This window comes from Pseudomonas viridiflava, from assembly GCF_900184295.1.
Lineage (GTDB): Bacteria > Pseudomonadota > Gammaproteobacteria > Pseudomonadales > Pseudomonadaceae > Aquipseudomonas > Aquipseudomonas viridiflava.
Genome location: NZ_LT855380.1, coordinates 3,674,097 through 3,688,155, shown reverse-complemented (window position 1 = coordinate 3,688,155; position 14,059 = coordinate 3,674,097). Strand labels below are relative to the sequence as shown.

Annotated in this window: 13 protein-coding genes; 8 read left to right on the top strand and 5 right to left on the bottom strand. The window is 60.5% G+C overall.

Annotation, left to right across the window (positions count from 1 at the left end):
* Positions 1-35: 35 nt before the first annotated feature.
* Positions 36-1,379, bottom strand: a complete 1,344-nt coding sequence (pssA, locus tag CFBP1590_RS16555) for a CDP-diacylglycerol--serine O-phosphatidyltransferase (RefSeq protein ID WP_029241257.1) — start codon at positions 1,377-1,379, stop codon at positions 36-38.
* Between the two features lie 950 nt (positions 1,380-2,329).
* Between pssA and CFBP1590_RS16550 the strand changes: the two genes are divergently transcribed.
* Complete coding sequence (locus tag CFBP1590_RS16550; RefSeq protein WP_088235527.1) at positions 2,330-4,519, top strand: TonB-dependent receptor; 2,190 nt, start codon at positions 2,330-2,332, stop codon at positions 4,517-4,519.
* 53 nt (positions 4,520-4,572) lie between these two features.
* On the opposite strand, the gene CFBP1590_RS16545 is transcribed toward CFBP1590_RS16550, so the two are convergent.
* Positions 4,573-5,727: a glycerophosphodiester phosphodiesterase gene (locus CFBP1590_RS16545; protein ID WP_088235526.1), complete on the bottom strand. Its 1,155-nt coding sequence runs from the start codon at positions 5,725-5,727 to the stop codon at positions 4,573-4,575.
* Between the two features lie 321 nt (positions 5,728-6,048).
* On the opposite strand from CFBP1590_RS16545, the gene CFBP1590_RS16540 reads away from it, so the two are divergent.
* The 4 genes from CFBP1590_RS16540 (at position 6,049) to CFBP1590_RS16525 (ending at position 8,758) form a co-directional block, all read left to right on the top strand.
* A complete protein-coding gene (locus tag CFBP1590_RS16540) occupies positions 6,049-6,981 on the top strand; it encodes a 2-hydroxyacid dehydrogenase (RefSeq protein ID WP_088236430.1) in 933 nt (310 codons plus the stop codon).
* Between the two features lie 109 nt (positions 6,982-7,090).
* Entirely contained in the window at positions 7,091-7,813 is a 723-nt protein-coding gene (locus CFBP1590_RS16535) for a CTP synthase C-terminal region-related (seleno)protein (RefSeq protein ID WP_088235525.1), read from the top strand.
* On the top strand, positions 7,810-8,130 hold the full coding sequence (locus CFBP1590_RS16530; RefSeq protein WP_088235524.1) for an antibiotic biosynthesis monooxygenase family protein: 321 nt from the start codon (positions 7,810-7,812) through the stop codon (positions 8,128-8,130). Before CFBP1590_RS16535 ends, CFBP1590_RS16530 begins: the two co-directional genes overlap by 4 nt.
* A 136-nt stretch (positions 8,131-8,266) precedes the next feature.
* Positions 8,267-8,758, top strand: coding sequence for a MarR family winged helix-turn-helix transcriptional regulator (locus tag CFBP1590_RS16525; RefSeq protein WP_004887046.1), 492 nt, complete (start codon positions 8,267-8,269; stop codon positions 8,756-8,758).
* 16 nt (positions 8,759-8,774) lie between these two features.
* Here the strand turns inward: CFBP1590_RS16525 and CFBP1590_RS16520 are convergent, their stop codons facing one another.
* From CFBP1590_RS16520 to CFBP1590_RS16510, 3 genes are all read right to left on the bottom strand, one after another.
* The gene (locus CFBP1590_RS16520) at positions 8,775-10,193 is read right to left on the bottom strand and encodes a short-chain fatty acid transporter (RefSeq protein WP_029241263.1); all 1,419 of its coding nucleotides are present in this window, start codon (positions 10,191-10,193) and stop codon (positions 8,775-8,777) included.
* Positions 10,194-10,420: 227 nt separating this feature from the next.
* A complete protein-coding gene (locus tag CFBP1590_RS16515; RefSeq protein WP_029241264.1) occupies positions 10,421-11,077 on the bottom strand; it encodes a CoA transferase subunit B in 657 nt (218 codons plus the stop codon).
* 59 nt (positions 11,078-11,136) lie between these two features.
* Complete coding sequence (locus CFBP1590_RS16510; protein ID WP_004887055.1) at positions 11,137-11,838, bottom strand: CoA transferase subunit A; 702 nt, start codon at positions 11,836-11,838, stop codon at positions 11,137-11,139.
* 126 nt (positions 11,839-11,964) lie between these two features.
* Between CFBP1590_RS16510 and CFBP1590_RS16505 the strand changes: the two genes are divergently transcribed.
* From CFBP1590_RS16505 to CFBP1590_RS16495, 3 genes are all read left to right on the top strand, one after another.
* Entirely contained in the window at positions 11,965-12,858 is an 894-nt protein-coding gene (locus CFBP1590_RS16505) for a LysR family transcriptional regulator (protein WP_088235523.1), read from the top strand.
* A gap of 98 nt (positions 12,859-12,956) precedes the next feature.
* Positions 12,957-13,238 (top strand): hypothetical protein, encoded by a 282-nt coding sequence (locus CFBP1590_RS16500; protein ID WP_029241266.1) that lies wholly within the window; start codon positions 12,957-12,959, stop codon positions 13,236-13,238.
* 133 nt (positions 13,239-13,371) lie between these two features.
* Positions 13,372-13,980, top strand: coding sequence for a LysE family translocator (locus CFBP1590_RS16495; protein ID WP_029241267.1), 609 nt, complete (start codon positions 13,372-13,374; stop codon positions 13,978-13,980).
* The last annotated feature ends 79 nt before the right edge of the window (positions 13,981-14,059 follow it).

Genomic DNA, 14,059 nt, shown 5'->3' with positions numbered 1-14,059 from the left:
ACATCGCGAACACCGTCTTGTGCCGTCAGCGTCTTCTACAGAATCCGGTACAGCAGACGCTCGACCCTGACACGACTCACGCGGCGCAAAAACTTGCGCACGCCTTCGGGGTAATTCGCCAGCGTGTCCAGCTCGTCGTATTGGCTGACGCGCTGGGTGTTGCGCATCAGGTGGGTGATCTCTGCTTGTCGCGGCGCAGTCCACTGACCTTGCGGATCATCGATCAGCAAGCCGTTTTCCAGGTCGAGGTTGAACGCGCGCGGGTTCAGGTTGTTGCCGGTCAGCAGGGTATAACGCTGATCGACCCAGATGCCCTTGAGGTGAAAGGTGTTGTCGCCATGCTTCCACAAGTGCACGTTCAAACGGTGCTGGGCAATGGCCTTGCGGTGCTTCTGGGTGAAACGTCGCAGGCTGATCTCATACAGATAGGGCAGGGCAGAGATCACCTTGAACGGTTCGTCCGGGTGGATGAAAAAGTCGTTGGCGGTCTTGTCGCCGATGATGATATCGACATTTACACCGCGCTTGAGCGCCCGGTTGATTTCGCGGGTCACGGCCACCGGCAGATTGAAGTAGGGCGTACAGATCGTCAGCTGGATCTTGCTGGAAGCGATCAGGTCGCAGATGGTGCGGTTCAGACCGTTGCGCGGACCGACGCCCAGCAGCGGCACGACGCGAAACTCACCGCTTTCCTTTTCGCCCGAGGAGGTGTCGTAGGCCGCACGTTTGAGGTTGCTGCGAAAGGCACGAATCTCGCCGCGCAGGCTGCGTGAACTGGGCGGAGACTGCAGGTCCAGGCGATGCACGGCCGGTGAAGGCAGTATTTCGCGCTGCACCAGATCCACGAAGCTGTCTGCCAGCGGTGCGCTCTCGATCAGGTGATAACGGTCCAGCCGGTACTTGTCGAGCTTGTGCAGGTACACGTTGTTAATGCTGGCGCCACTGTAGATGACGCAGTCATCGATCACGCTGCCCTTGAGGTGCAACACGCCAAAGAGCTCGCGGGTCTGGACCGGTACGCCGTAGATCGGTACTTCCTGGTCGTACTCCAGATTCTGCGCCTGATACCAGGTCGAATTGCCCGGCTGGCGTCCGGCACCGATCAGGCCGCGCTGCGCCCGAAACCAATCGACCAGCACCACCACTTCCAGCTCCGGGCGGGCAGTTTTGGCAGCATAAAGGGCATCGAGGATTTCCTGGCCCGCTTCATCCTGCTGAAGGTACAGCGCGATGATGTAGATGCGGCGGGTCGCCGAAGCGATCCTTTCCAGCAGGCAGCGCCGGTAGTCGGCGGCAGAGGGGACGATGGAGATTGCATCGCCCGGCAGGGCAAAACCGCGGAGCGCCGCCAGGGTCGAGCGTCGGAAGTTGGACTGCATAGGCCTCTCGATGGGATAACCAACAGCGGCTGAGCTTACACCACACAACGCATCAGGTCGCCGCCAGTGTCCTGTTTCATCTTGTGACCATGCGTTTCAAGGCGTTTCCTGGTCTCGTCGGGTTCTCCGAAACGATGGCGCAAATTGAGCGTTCGACGGACTGCCCCGCATCCTGTGCCATTTGTGACGCAGAGCGTCACGGGCTGCATGCCGACGCAGAGCATCGGCACGATCAGCGTCCTTGAGATCTCTGATCGTTCCCACGGTCCAGCGTGGTAACGCCGCTCAGGACGCTCCGCGTCCGGCCGTGATGTGGCGCAGAGCACTCATCGTTATACACAAGTCACCTGGCTATCCAGCGAAGCTGCGGCACTGATGCGCTTTTGTAGCGCGGTAGCATGAACACCGCAGAACGCGACGTGGGTGAAGGCTGAGTCCTGGCGCTGATTCGGGGGGCAATCGGCATGGATGCCGATTGAGCTGCACTGGGCCATGGATGGCCCATTTGCAGCGACCCCCGAATCAGTGTCAGGACGAAGGAACCCCGGCGAAGCCGGGGCCGGAACCGGAGCAAAAGGCTTTGCTTACTTTGGCCTTTCAAAGTAAGTCGCCGAGGGGCGAAAAGGTGACTTCAGCCATGCGCTCGGCTCACTGAGTCCGCATTCTGTGCCATTTGTGACGCGGAGCGTCACGGGCTGCATGCCGACGCAGAGCATCGGCACGATCAGCGTGCTTGAGATCTCTGATCGTTCCCTCGCTCCAGCGTGGTAACGCCGCTCAGGACGCTCTGCGTCCGCCTTTCGTCGTGAAACCCGCTCTGTATCTGCTTGCACACAAATAAACGATAACCGTTCCCAGTAACACCTGATAGCATTTCGCATTCACACAATAGGGGCGCAGTCACGGAAGGACACTGCCCGGCCCACTTTATCGTTCAGCAGGACATCTCCATGCACACCTCGCCATTTCCTTTGCGCCTGACGCTGATTGCGTTTGGCTGTTCCCTGGGTCTTCCCGTCTGGGCCGCTACCGACACGTCTGCCTCGTCAGGCGGCCCCATGGTGCTGGGCGAAACCGCGATCAGCGCTGACAAGGTCGCCCCTCAGGCGTTGCCGCCCGTTTATGCAGGTGGGCAGGTGGCTCGTGGTGGGCAGCTTGGCGTATTGGGCAGTTCGGACATCATGGACGTGCCTTTCAGCATGACCAGCTACACCGAGCAGTTGATCGAGGATCAGCAGGCCGAAGACATCGGCGACGTGTTGCTCAATGACGCCTCGGTTCGCCAGTCATCCGGCTACGCCAACGCCTCGCAGGTGTTTGTGATCCGTGGTTTCGCGCTGAATACCGACGACATTTCGTACAACGGCCTCTATGGCGTGCTGCCTCGTCAGATCATTTCGACCGACGCGCTGGAGCGTGTCGAAGTCTTCAAAGGCCCCAATGCCTTCATCAACGGCGTGACGCCAACCGGTTCCGGCATCGGCGGTGGCGTGAACCTGCAGCCCAAGCGCGCCAGGGACACACCGACACGTCGCTTCACCACGGACATCAGCAGCGACGGTCGGGTTGGCGAGCATCTGGATCTGGGTCAGCGCTTCGGTGAGGACAACCGGTTCGGCGCGCGCCTGAACCTGGCCCAGCGCGAAGGGGAAACCGGCGTCGATGACGAAGAACATCGCAGCAAGCTGTTCGCGCTGGGCCTTGATTATCGCGGCGACAACTTCCGTATATCCGGCGACTTCGCTTACCAGAAACAGCGCATCAATCAGAGCCGCAATACCGTGTTCGTGGGCAGCGGCCTGACCAGCGTGCCCCACGCGCCGGACTCCGATACCAACTACGCACCGAACTGGACCTGGACCGAAACCGAAGACACCTTCGGCATGAGCCGGGTCGAGTATGACCTCAACGATGACTGGATGCTGTATGCCGCGGCCGGTGCCAAACACACCCGTGAAACCGGTATCTATGGATCCCCGACCATCAACGATGCAGCTGGAAACATCACGGCGACGCCGTCTTTCATCCCTCATGATGAAGATAACAAGACCGCCATGGCGGGCGTCAACGGCAACCTGCAGACCGGCCCGGTCAGCCACAAAGTCAACTTCGGTCTGTCAGGGATATGGGCCGAACAGCGCAATGCCTACCTGTTCGGCGGCGGTAGCATCAACAGCAACCTTTACGATCCGGTGTCCACCACGCGTCCTGCGCTGACCGGTATCACCGCTGGCGACCTGAACGACCCCGGCATCACCGGCAAGAGCCGCATGCGCAGCGCAGCGTTCTCCGACACCCTGGGTTTCTTCGACGACCGTTTGTTGGTGACGGCGGGGCTACGTCGTCAGCAACTGCGCGTTCAGGGCTACGCCTATGGCAGCGGCCCGCGCACTTCGCTGTATGACGAGGCAATTACTACGCCTATTTATGGGGTGGTGTTCAAGCCGTGGCGCTACGTGTCGTTCTATGCCAACCGTATCGAGGGCCTGGCCCAGGGGCCGACCGCGCCGGGCAACGTGACGATCAATCCGGGCGAGATCTTTCCGCCTGCGCGTTCCAAGCAGGTCGAGGCTGGTGTAAAACTGGACATGGGCACCTTCGGCGCGAGCCTGGGCGTGTACCGCATCGAGCAACCGGCGGATGGTTATCAGGTTCAGGAAGGTAGCGGCACCCGTTATGTTCGCGATGGCGAGCAACGCAACAAGGGTGTGGAAATGAATGTGTTCGGTGAGCCGGTCAGCGGACTGCGCCTGCTGGCGGGTCTGACCCTGATGGACACTGAATTGAGCGGGACCGCAGGCGGCAGCAACGATGGCAACGATGCAGTGGGTGTGCCGACCTTCCAGTTCAACGCCGGAGCAGACTGGGACATTCCTGGCATCGAAGGCGCGGCCCTCAACGCGCGCATGCTGCGCACCGGAGGCCAGTACCTGAACGCGTCGAACACTTTGAGTATTCCGACCTGGAACCGCTTCGACCTGGGCGCACGCTACACCTTCAACGTCGCGCAAAAAGACATCACCCTGCGCGCCAACGTCGAAAACCTGATGAACAAGGACTATTGGGCGTCCACCAACGGCGGCTACCTGACGCAGGGTGAGCCACGCACCTTGAAAGTGTCGGGCACCATCGACTTCTGATCGACAACCGGCTGACCGTGTCCCATGACCCGGTCAGCCGGTCGGTCACCTCATCAGTAGCCGTTACGCTTGAGGATCGTGTCGATGCTTTCCTTGGCCGGACGGCCATAGAACTTCAACAGCTCGGCGGTGCGATTGGTGAAGAAGCCGTCCGCGCCGTCCTGGCTGATGCGCTTGAAGTCAGCCGGGTCATCCACGGTATACGGATGGATCACCATGCCTTTTTCGTGGGTCAGGTTGTTCATCCAGGGTTTGACCAGGTCCATGTAGCTCTGGTCGCCACCCTTGGCCAGTTGCGACGACGGGCCGGTGCCGATGGCGCCATGGGCCTTGGCCCAGTTGATCCAGTTCTCGAACTCTTCCGGCGACTTGACCTCCTGGGTCGCGTAATAGCTGGATTTGTCCTTCATGCCTGAATCCTTGAAGGCCACATCGGACTTGGGTTCGATGGAGCCTTTGCCGATCCACAGCAGCATGACTTTCGGCACTTTAGGCATTTCTTTCTGCAGCAGTTCCAGACTCTGCTTTTCAAAGGTCTGCAACACCACACGGCCCGGCATGTGCGCGACGTTCACATGCCCCGGCTCTGCGGCAGGGCGTTGCGCCAGCCAGCCGCGTTTGGCCAGGACTTTCTTCAGGTCGGCTTCGACGCCGGGAAACTGCGACGGCACCTTGGTTTCAATGTACAGCCCCGGCTTGTTTACGCCGCCCTCGGCAATGTCGATCACCTCATCCAGTGTCAGAATCTGCAGACCGGTGTAGCTGTCACGGGCGCGGTCCGGGTAGGCCTTGTTGAACCACGAACCGGCATCCAGCTGCTTGAGCTCGGCCAGCGTGAACGTGCTGACTGGGTCCTTGGCACGGTTCGGAAAGACCTCGGCAATGTTGGTGGTGCGCTCCAGCACATCGTCATGCAAGGCGATCAGCACGCCGTCTTTGGTGCGCTGGATATCCATCTCCAGGTAATCCGCACCCAGATCCCGCGCCAGGGTGTAGGCGGGGATGGTTTCTTCCGGCGCATCGAACGAGGCGCCCCGGTGAGCCACCACTGCGGGCCATGGCAGTCCCAGTTTTTCACTCAACACCTTGCCCGGCGCATCGGCTGCCGATGCTGCGCCTGACGACAGCATCACACCAGCAATGGCGGTGGCAGCCAGCAGTCGAGCCAGTGGCGTTCGGGTGAACCGGAAAGTGGAAAATCCTTGCATGGGCTGATGATTCCTTAATGGAGAAAACAGTTGATCGCCTCGTACCGTTCGACAGAGGCGCACCCTGAAGCATTAACAACATCGCTTTCGATACGGCAAGTGGAGTGTCGTTCCCGATTGCACGATGTCGTCCTGAATGTCATTGACCGCACCCAACGATAGCGCAACGTCATCGCTGCATGGCGCACTACGGCTGGCGCACAGTCTGTGCGCCGAATGAGACGGCTGTATGAACGCAGGCTGCGTATTCGGAAAATGTCACTCCTCAAGCGCGTCGACTCGGGTTACTGTCAGGCTTTTGATCATCAGGCAGGAGTGGGCATGACAACGGTATTGGTGCTGGTCGAGAATCTGGATACCTATCTGCGGATTCTGGAAAACAGTGGTTTCGAGCTGATTCGCGCACCGACAGCCGAGCAGCGCGCCGAAGCGATTGCCGCACACGGGCCGGCCATCAGCGCAGTCGTGACGCGTGGCCCGCTGGGCTTCTTCGCTGAAGAGATGGATGCCTTGCCCAACCTGCGCATCATCTGCGTGAGCGGCGCGGGGTATGAAAAGGTCGACCTGCCGGCGGCCGAAGCACGTGGCATCACTGTCACCAACGGCGCCGGGGTCAATGCGTCCACCGTGGCCGATCATGCGCTGGCATTGCTGCTTTCGCTGGTGCGTGACATTCCCCAGGCTGACGCCTCGGTGCGCCGCAGCGAGTGGCGCAAGGTGGTGCGTCCTTCGCTGGCGGGCAAGCGTCTGGGCATCATCGGGCTGGGCGCGGTCGGGCTGGCGATTGCCCGGCGCGCTGCGGCTTTCGACATCGGCATTGGTTATCACAATCGCAAGGCGCGGTCCGACTGCGATTACACCTGGCACGCCTCGGTGCAGGCGCTTGCCGAAGCGTCGGACGTTCTGGTCATCGCCACGCCGGGCGGCAGCAGCACCCATCATCTGGTGGGCGCCTCGGTGCTGGCGGCATTGGGGCCGCAGGGTTTTCTGGTCAATATCGCCCGCGCCAGTGTCGTCGACACAGACGCTCTGGTAGCGGCACTGCGTGAGCAGAAGATTGCCGGAGCGGCACTGGATGTATTCGACAACGAGCCGCGCGTACCCGACGTGTTCAAGACCCTGGACAACGTAGTGTTGACGCCACACGTGGCAGGCCTGTCGCCCGAGGCCTCCAAAGACAGCGTGCAGATGGTCAATGACAACCTGCTGGCCTTCTTCGCTGGCAAGCCGGTGCTGACGCCTGTTCACAGCTGAAAAGTCTTGCGTGGCTGCACGGATGGCTTGCCTGATCGCCCATTCTGCTTGCGCTGATGCCTGTCTATAGTCCTGCCCATAATGCATGACATCGACAAGGGAGCAGGGCATGGACGTAGTGAACGGGGCAGGCACAACCGTGCGAATCGGTCTGGTAGGAGACTTCAATACGCAGTTCGCGGCGCATCAGGCGATACCTCAGGCCTTGCAGATGGCGGGCGAAGCGTTGCAGGTCAAGGTCGAGGCGCAATGGTTGCCAACACCTGAGATTGGAAATGGAGAGCGGCTGACAGCGTTCGACGGCCTGTGGTGCGTGCCGGGCAGCCCTTATCAGGACATGCAGGGCGCGATGACGGCGATTCGTCTGGCGCGCGAACAGCGCATTCCGTTTCTTGGCACCTGCGGCGGGTTTCAGCATGCATTGCTGGAATTTGCCCGCAACGGTCTGGGCTGGAGCGATGCCGAACACGCTGAATCGGCCCCGGACGCCGCGAATGCGATCATTGCGCCGCTGAGCTGCTCACTGGTCGATGCACTTTCGTCGATTCATCTGTTGCCGGACACATTGATTGCCCGGGCCTACGGCAGACTGGAAATCGAGGAGCGGTATCACTGTCGTTACGGCCTGGTGCGTGAGCTGGAACAGCAGGTTTTCGGCGCTGCGATGAAAATCAGCGGGCGAGGTCCGGAAGGTGAAGTGCGCAGCATGGAACTGGAAGGCCATCCGTTTTTCGTCGCCACGTTGTTTCAGCCCGAGCGCGCCGCGTTGCTGGGCAGGACGCCAGCGCTGGTCAAGGCCTTCGTTCAGGCGTGCAGGGGTAACGCCCGATGATCGCCTCGCGTTTCCCCACGCCTTATTACGCGGTGGTGTTTACATCACTGCGCAGTGCTGATGACGGGCAGGATTATGGTGCGGCCGCGCACCGGATGATCGAACTGGCCCGGCAACAGCCCGGGTTTCTCGGGGTGGAGTCGGCGCGTGACGAAACCGGCCTGGGCATTACCGTGTCGTACTGGGCTGATGAGCCCGCGATTCGGGCCTGGAAGGCTCATGCCGAGCATGCCGAGGTACGCGAACAGGGCTGCACTCGCTGGTACCAGGCGTTCACGACGCGGGTGTGCAAGGTCGAGCGCGACTATTCGTTCTGATGCCATTCAGTCTGATGCCAGTCATTCTGATACGGCGCAGCGCTGCGTAAAGACGCTGAAACAGTGAATGCGACCCAAGGTGCTGTTTCAATTTGCGGGGATATGCCAGCATTGGGCTCTCAACACGGGAGCCCTTATGAATCACGACCTGACCCCGAACGGCACGCTGCGCATTCCGGAAGGCCTGGATGTTCCCGCGCAGGTGATCTGCCATGCCACCAGTCTGCGCAGGGCTAGCCGACGTATCTGTCAGCTGTACGACGCCGTCATGGCGCCGTGCGGCCTGCGCTCTACGCAGCGCTCGATCCTGATGCAGATCGCCCGCAATCAGGCGCCGACCATGACCGAACTGGCAACGATTCTGGTCATTGACCGCTCGGCACTGGCGCAGAATCTCAAGCCACTGGAGCGTGAAGGGCTGGTCTCGGTGGACGTCGACCCGAACGACAAGCGCAGCCGTCTGGTGCGCCTGACGCAGGCCGGTGTCGAGAAACTGCTGGAATCCCAGACGTTGTGGGAACAGGCCCAGCGCTCTTATGAAACTGCGTTGGGACCCGAACTGGCACTGGAACTGCGCACCTTGCTGGCGCAGGTTGCAGCGGCCGACTATGGCGACGAGTGCGCGTAAGTCGGCCTGTCTGCTGTCAGGGCATGACCGGTGGCGTGTAAGTCAGTGTCGTGCCCAGCGCCCACAGCAGGAACAGCACCAGCGGCGCATGAACCAGCAACTGCACGAACGAAAAGCCGATCAGATCCCGTGCCTTCAGGCCCAGCACGCCCAGCAGCGGCAGCATGTAGAACGGGTTGATCAGGTTCGGCAAGGCTTCGGCGGCGTTGTAAATCTGCACCGCCCAGCCCAGGTGATACTGCAGTTCATTGGCGACCTGCATCACGTAAGGTGCTTCGATGATCCACTTGCCGCCGCCCGATGGGATGAAGAAACCGAGCACCGCCGAGTACACGCCCATCAATATGGCGTAGGTGTCGTGGGACGCGATGCTGGTGAAGAACGTCGAGATGTAATGCGCCAGTGTCTGCGCGTCGCCCCCCTTGACCGTGGTCAGCAGTGCGGCAATCGAGCCGTACAGCGGGAACTGGATCAGCACACCGGTGGTGGTTGGTACTGCTCGCGCCACGGCATCCAGAAAGCTGCGTGGCCGCCAGTGCAGCAGCGCACCGAGCATGATGAACAGGAAGTTGTAGGTGTTCAGCCCGGAAATTGCGGTGATCGCAGGTTTTGTCGAGAACTCGTTGAACAGCCAGCCTGCGCCCAGCAGCACCATCAGAATGATCAGCAGCGGGCTGTATTCCAGCCATTCACCGGGACGTGAGCGGGCAGGCAGCGGTGGCAGGTTGAAGGCCGGGTCCACGCCGCAGGCCTTTGCGTCACGGGCGCTGTTCGGGCCGGGCGCGGTGGCGTAGGCGACGATCAGGGAAATGACCACCAGCGCCGCCAGCATCACGCCGGACTGCCAGAGGAAAATGGTTTCAGTGAAAGGAATGACGCCGGTGATTGCCAGGATCGACGGTGGCAGGCTGGCCGGGTTGGCCTGCAACTGTGCTGCCGAAGAAGACAATCCCAGTGCCCAGACCGCGCCGAGCCCCAGATAGGCTGCCGCACCGGCTGCGCGATAGTCCATGCGCAAATCGGTGCGACGGGCGAGGGCGCGTACCAGCAGACCGCCGAACACAAGGGAAAGCCCCCAGTTGAGCAAGGATGCGAGCATTGAAATCAGTGCGACCCATGCCACCGCCGAACGGCCATTGCGCGGGATGCGCGCCAGACGGTCAATCAGCCTGACCGCAGGGGGCGAACTGGCCACCACATAGCCGCCAATCACGACGAATGCCATCTGCATGGTGAACGGGATCAGGCTCCAGAATCCGTCACCGAACGCCTTGGCCGCTTCGGCAGGTCTTGCGCCGATGGCCAGCGTTGCCAGGGTAACGATCACCACCGCCAGTGCGGCGAAGACCCAGGAGTCGGGGAACCAGCGTTCAGCCCATGCGGCGCAGCGCAGGGCAAATCGGGCGGAGCGGCTTTCTTCAAGGTTGGCGGCCATCTGAGGGCGTCCTGTTGTCATTATTATTGGATGTTTTTTGGAGGGATGCGACGTTATGTGTGCGCTTGAGAATGTGACGCGGAGCGTCACGGGCTGCATGCCCACGCGGAGCGTCGGCACGATCAATTCAGCCTCACTTGATCGTTCCCATGCTCCGCGTGGAAATGCCGTTCAGGACGCTTCGCGTCCGCACCTGGATGCGGAGCGGATACCCGACAGCTATGAAATCAGAACGTCATCTCGATCACATCATCCGGTACGATCAGTTTGCCGGCGGTCTTGGCGACGATTTCTTCGATGCTCACGCCAGGCGCACGCTCGCGCAGGATGAACGCGCCGTCTTCGATCTCGAGGTAGGCCAGGTCGGTCAGCACCTTGCGGATGCAACCCGCACCCGTCAGCGGCAGGCGGCAGCGGGGCAGCAGTTTGGATTCGCCGTCCTTGGATGCATGGGTCATGGTAACGATGATGTTGTCGGCACCGGCCACCAGATCCATCGCGCCGCCCATGCCCTTGACCAGCTTGCCGGGGATCATCCAGGAGGCGATGTTGCCTTCGACATCCACCTCGAAAGCACCCAGCACCGTCAGGTCCACATGGCCGCCACGGATCATGGCGAAGGACTCGGCGGACGAAAAAATCGATGCGCCGATGCGCGCCGTGACGGTCTGCTTGCCAGCGTTGATCATGTCGGCATCGATGGTTTCTTCGGTGGGGAATTCGCCCATGCCCAGCAGGCCGTTTTCCGATTGCAGCATGACGTCGATGTCCGTCGGGACATAGTTGGCGACCAGCGTTGGAATGCCGATCCCCAGATTCACGTAGTAGCCGTCCTTGAGTTCGCGGGCGACGCGCTGAGCCATTTGTTCGCGGGAAAGTGCCATGGTCTGAAATCTCTTTGTTATTGTGTGCCGATTCCTGCTTCGTGAAGCGCCTGTTGCCCTCAGGATTTTCTGAGGGTGCGCTGCTCGATGCGTTTTTCGAAAGTGCCCTGGATCACACGGTCGACATAAATGCCGGGGGTGTGGATCTGGGTCGGCAACAGCACGCCGGGTTCGACGATTTCCTCGACTTCGACCACGGTGATCCTGCCTGCGGTGGCGACCACGGGGTTGAAGTTCTGCGCGGTATGACGATAGATCACGTTGCCGAAATGGTCAGCCTTCCAGCCCTTGATCAACGCGAAATCGCCGGTGATGGCTTCTTCGAGGATCACGTTGCGGCCATTGAACTGGCGGGTTTCCTTGCCTTCGGCAACGGGGGTGCCGTAACCGGTGGCGGTGTAGAACGCCGGAATGCCTGCGCCGCCCGCGCGGAGTTTTTCGGCAAGGGTGCCTTGCGGGGTCAGTTCGACTTCCAGTTCGCCGCTCAGCAACTGGCGTTCGAACAGGGCGTTCTCACCCACGTAGGAGGAAATCATCTTTCTGATCTGGCGGTCTTCGAGCAGGATGCCCAGACCGAAACCATCGACGCCGCAGTTATTGGAAACGACCGTGAGGCCCTTGATGCCCATGCGCTTGATCTGCGCGATCAGGTTCTCGGGGATGCCGCACAGGCCAAAGCCGCCACAGAGCACGGTCATGTTGTCGGTCAGCCCGGCGAGGGCCTCTTCGTAAGTTGCCACTCGCTTGTCGAGTCCAGCCATGATGATCCGCCTTTTATAGTTGTGACCGGCACGTGCTGCCGGAGGATCGGGTTGATTGCATCTTCTCTCGGCTGCAATGATTTGTTAATTTTGTTTTTCTGATCGATTGATAAGAAAGATAAATATATGAACGTTAAGCAGCTTCGCGCTTTCCTGGCCGTGGCGCAGTACCTGAGTTTTGCGCAGGCGGGCGAGCGGCTGAACCTGTCCCAACCGGCCCTGAGCCTGACGATCAAAAGTCTGGAGGAAGACCTTGGCGGTCAGTTGCTTACGCGCACCACGCGCAATGTCAGTCTGACGCCCGAGGGCGAGACGCTGTTGCCGCTTGCACGCCAGTTGCTGGCCGACTGGGACAATACCGAGGAATTGCTGCGCCAGCGTTTCACCTTGCAGATGGGGCGCGTGTCCATCGCGGCCATGCCGTCGTTCGCAGGCAACCTCCTGCCCGGTGCCTTGAAGACCTTCAGAGGCCGCTATCCACGGGTCAACGTGGCGGTGCATGACGTGGTCAACGAACAGGTTCTGGAAATGGTGCGTCATCGCCGGGTCGAGTTGGGCATTGGCTTCGAACCCGAATCGAGCAATGCGCTGTCGTTCACGCCGTTCTACATGGATCGATTCGTAGCCGTGGTCTCCACGGAATCGCCGCTGGCCGGACGGGCTGAAGTGTCTTGGGCCGAGCTGTTGAACGAAGATTTTATTGCTCTGCAGCGCCCGTCAGCCGTGCGCCTGCTGCTGGAACATGCCATCGAGTCGCGACACGGCAGGCTGTCGGTAGCCTTTGAAAGTCATCAACTGTCGACCATCGGGCGTATGGTCGCCAATGGTCTGGGTGTCAGCGCGGTGCCTTCGCTGTGCATTGAACAGATGCAGGAGCTCGGCGCGTGTTGCGTGCCGCTGGTAGAGCCGCGTATCGAGCGGCGTATCGGGTTGATGATGCTGGCCGATCACAAGCTGTCGGCCGCTGCCCAGGCACTGCGCGATGTGCTGATCGAGCATGCCCGTGAACAGGGGGCGTGAAAGTCGATAGCCACTATCACGGCAGTTGATTTTTGCCGTGAAAGGCCGGGGCGTAACCTTGCTTCATTCCCGAAATGAAGCCAGCCTGGAGGCCCGCCATGAACCGTTTACTTGCCCTTGCTCTTGTTCTGTCATTCACCGTCGCACTGGTCTCCGGTTGCTCGACTCACCACGCGGTCGAATTACGTCCCTACTCGGTCGAAGAGAGCCATCAACTGGCGATGGAGGACCTGAATCGTCGCGGCCTGTCCTTTGAAGAGTATGAGGCCCGCAAGGCCCAGCTCCTTGCAGACCCGCAGATCCAGCAGGTTCGTCAGTTCGACAACCAGGGTGAAATCAGCGTTGATCGTGGCACACTGAGCCTGAATCCTCAGGGATAACAGTCAGGCCCGAACGAGAATTCTGTTCGAACTGTATGGTAAGAAACTTCGTTTAACTGTCCATGTGTTTGCTGTCGATCTTTCGATAGGGTGAGTACCCGACTCACAGTTTCACAGACACCTGGATCGCGTCATGCCGTTTTCTCTGGATTTACTGCTGGCCTTTGCGCTGTTTGCCTTCGTCACTTCGGTGACCCCCGGCCCCAACAACATGATGTTGCTGGCTTCGGGCGTCAACTTCGGTTTCGGCCGGACGCTGCCACACATGCTGGGCATCAGCATCGGTTTCTTCGTTCTGGTTCTGGCGGTGGGCTTTGGTCTGGGCAGTGTGTTCAAGGCCTGGCCGATGCTCTACACCCTGTTGCGCTACGTGGGCGCTGCCTATCTGCTTTATCTGGCCTGGAAAATCGCCACCTCCGGCCCGGCCTCCGATTCCAGCGAAAGCCGCGGCGAGCCAATGAGCTTCATGGGCGCGGCACTGTTCCAGTGGGTCAACCCCAAGGCCTGGATCATGGCGATTGGCGCGATCAGCACCTACACGCCGATGCAGGGCTACTTCACCAACGTGGTCATCATCTCGGGCGTATTCGCCTTGATCAACCTGCCAAGCGTCGGCATATGGGCGGGATTCGGCAGCCTGCTGCGCAACGTGCTGCGCGATCCTGTCGGACTGCGGATCTTCAATGGCGTGATGGCGGCTCTGTTGGTGGCGTCGCTTTATCCGCTCATTATCGAGCATTGATGGCCGAAACCCTGATCGTTCCCACTCCAGCGTGGTAACGCCAGCCAGGACGCTCCGCGTCCGCGCTCGAATGTGGCGC

Coding starts and splice junctions, on each gene's coding strand:
- pssA (WP_029241257.1), bottom strand. CDS start 1,379: ATGCAGTCCAACTTCCGACGCTCGACCCTGGCGGCGCTCCGCGGTTTT.
- CFBP1590_RS16550 (WP_088235527.1), top strand. CDS start 2,330: ATGCACACCTCGCCATTTCCTTTGCGCCTGACGCTGATTGCGTTTGGC.
- CFBP1590_RS16545 (WP_088235526.1), bottom strand. CDS start 5,727: ATGCAAGGATTTTCCACTTTCCGGTTCACCCGAACGCCACTGGCTCGA.
- CFBP1590_RS16540 (WP_088236430.1), top strand. CDS start 6,049: ATGACAACGGTATTGGTGCTGGTCGAGAATCTGGATACCTATCTGCGG.
- CFBP1590_RS16535 (WP_088235525.1), top strand. CDS start 7,091: ATGGACGTAGTGAACGGGGCAGGCACAACCGTGCGAATCGGTCTGGTA.
- CFBP1590_RS16530 (WP_088235524.1), top strand. CDS start 7,810: ATGATCGCCTCGCGTTTCCCCACGCCTTATTACGCGGTGGTGTTTACA.
- CFBP1590_RS16525 (WP_004887046.1), top strand. CDS start 8,267: ATGAATCACGACCTGACCCCGAACGGCACGCTGCGCATTCCGGAAGGC.
- CFBP1590_RS16520 (WP_029241263.1), bottom strand. CDS start 10,193: ATGGCCGCCAACCTTGAAGAAAGCCGCTCCGCCCGATTTGCCCTGCGC.
- CFBP1590_RS16515 (WP_029241264.1), bottom strand. CDS start 11,077: ATGGCACTTTCCCGCGAACAAATGGCTCAGCGCGTCGCCCGCGAACTC.
- CFBP1590_RS16510 (WP_004887055.1), bottom strand. CDS start 11,838: ATGGCTGGACTCGACAAGCGAGTGGCAACTTACGAAGAGGCCCTCGCC.
- CFBP1590_RS16505 (WP_088235523.1), top strand. CDS start 11,965: ATGAACGTTAAGCAGCTTCGCGCTTTCCTGGCCGTGGCGCAGTACCTG.
- CFBP1590_RS16500 (WP_029241266.1), top strand. CDS start 12,957: ATGAACCGTTTACTTGCCCTTGCTCTTGTTCTGTCATTCACCGTCGCA.
- CFBP1590_RS16495 (WP_029241267.1), top strand. CDS start 13,372: ATGCCGTTTTCTCTGGATTTACTGCTGGCCTTTGCGCTGTTTGCCTTC.